At 65.9% G+C, this 2,048-nt stretch carries 3 protein-coding genes; all 3 read right to left on the bottom strand.

Features of this window, described 5'->3' with window-relative positions; translation table 11 throughout:
* Positions 1-718: SDR family NAD(P)-dependent oxidoreductase (locus MJ956_RS15460; protein WP_253965338.1), on the bottom strand; the 718-nt coding region annotated here is incomplete at its 3' end.
* Between the two features lie 113 nt (positions 719-831).
* A complete protein-coding gene (locus MJ956_RS15455; RefSeq protein ID WP_253965337.1) occupies positions 832-993 on the bottom strand; it encodes a DUF3096 domain-containing protein in 162 nt (53 codons plus the stop codon).
* A gap of 45 nt (positions 994-1,038) precedes the next feature.
* Positions 1,039-1,818, bottom strand: coding sequence for a 3-hydroxybutyrate dehydrogenase (locus tag MJ956_RS15450; RefSeq protein WP_253965336.1), 780 nt, complete (start codon positions 1,816-1,818; stop codon positions 1,039-1,041).
* Positions 1,819-2,048: the final 230 nt, after the last annotated feature.

Genomic DNA, 2,048 nt, shown 5'->3' with positions numbered 1-2,048 from the left:
CCTCGCCATCAGGGCAGAGGATGTAGAAATCCTCGGTGCCGAGCTTTTCCAGCATGAAATCGGCGGTCTGATCGGCGGTCCAGGCCCCCTCCGGCTTCTCGGTGCGGCCCTTTTGGGTCAGGGGCGTGAAGACGAAGCCGGGAATCAGCAGCCGCGCCTCGATCCGGCAGCCCTCGCGATTGCGCAGATCGTGCTGCAGCGCCTCGGCAAAGGCCTTCACGCCGGCCTTGGCGACATTGTAGGCGGGATCGCCCGGCGGCGTGGTGATGCCCTGCTTGGAGCCGGTGACGACGATGAGGCCCGGCTCGCCCTCCGCGACCATGCGCTCGCCGAAAATCTGCGCGACGTGGATGATGCCGTGGAGATTGGCGCGCAACACGGCGTCCCAGTTGGCGGACGGGCCGAAGATGTCGCTGCCGGGCTGGATGCCGGCATTGTCGAAGACGAGATGAACCGTTCCGAAGCGGCCGAACAGATTCTTCGCCAGCGCCTCGACCGCCGCGCGGTCGCCGACGTCGGTGTTCGAGGTCAGCACGCTGCCGGACGGGCTCAGCGCCGCAACCGCTTCCTTGGCTTCGGCCAGGCGCTCGGCCGCCCGGTCGACCAGGCAGACGGTCATGCCGGCCTCGGCGAACCGCTTGGCAGAGGCCAGACCGATGCCCGAGGCGCCGCCGGTAACGACGGCGACCCGGCCTTCGGCGATCACGGGATGGGTCATCACGATCTCCTTTCTCGTGCGTTCGCGGCGAACCGCGTCGGCGTTCCACCGTTCGGGTCGTCGGTTTTGCCGCGTCATCGGGGGTTTGCCCGCCGATGCGCTGGCGCCGCGCCTCAGCTGCCGGCGCCGAAGCGGGTCATGAAGTCGGGGAACATGCCCGTGAGACCGACGAAGATCAGGTAGAACGCGACGATATAGCTGAGCAGCCGCGGCATGATCAGGATCAGGATGCCGGCGACCAGCGCGACGACCGGCTGGAGGGTGATGATTTCCATGGGGAGATTCCTTCTTCCGGCGAGAGAGATAGGACGCGCATCGCGTCAGGCCATGTGCCAGCCATGGCTGGGAACGATCGACTGGCCGGTGAGCGCGTTAGAGGGGAAACCGGCGAGGAACACCGCGACGGCGGCGACGTCCGCCATCGTCGTGAATTCCTGGTCGACGGTCTCGCCGAGCATCACCCGGTCGACGACCTCCTGTTCGCAAATGCCGAGATCGCGTGCCTGCTCGGGAATCTGCTTTTCCACCAGCGGCGTCCTGACGAAGCCGGGGCAGATGGTGTTGGCGCGCACCCCATGCCTGGCGCCCTCCTTGGCCATGACGCGGGAGAGCCCGAGAATGCCGTGCTTGGCCGCGACATAAGCCGACTTCAGCGCCGAGGCCTCGTGGCTGTGGACCGAACCCATATAGATCAGCGCGCCGGATTTTTGCGGATACATGTGCTTCACGCAGGCCTTGGTCAAAAGGAACGAACCGTCGAGATGGATCGCCACCAGCTTGCGGAAGTCGGCATAGGGAAAATCCTCGATCGGGTGAACGATCTGGATGCCGGCGTTGGAGACCATCGTGTCGATACGGCCGAAGTGATCTGCGACCGCATCGACCCCGGCATTCACCGCGCTCTCGTCAGTCACGTCCATCGTCACCGCCATCGCTTCGGCGCCCAGAGCCGTCATGTCGTCCACCACTGCTTGGGCTCCATCCACATCGATGTCGCAGGCCGCGACCCTGGCCCCCTCCCGCGCAAAGGCGAGGGCGATTTCCTTGCCGATGCCCGAGCCGGCGCCTGTGATGACGGCGACATTGCCTTCCAATTGCATGACCGCGCTCCTTGTTGTCCGTTCGCGGACATGGAAAGGCCGGCGAGAACTTAAAGCCCCGCCGGCCCTGCTGACCGAATTTATCGATACTCCGACCGGGCCTCGGCCTGGATCAGAACTCTTCCCAGCTTTCGGATTCGGCGTTGGGGGCACGGGCGGCGCCGCCGCGGCCGGTGGTCTTCATCTGCGCCACGCCGCGCGAGGGGGCGGCGGGACGGCTGGTTTTGGTC

The organism is Aurantimonas marianensis, assembly GCF_024195285.1.
Lineage (GTDB): Bacteria > Pseudomonadota > Alphaproteobacteria > Rhizobiales > Rhizobiaceae > Aurantimonas > Aurantimonas marianensis.
Note: the sequence above shows the minus strand (reverse complement) of the source record. Positions and strands in the feature narration are given on the sequence as shown.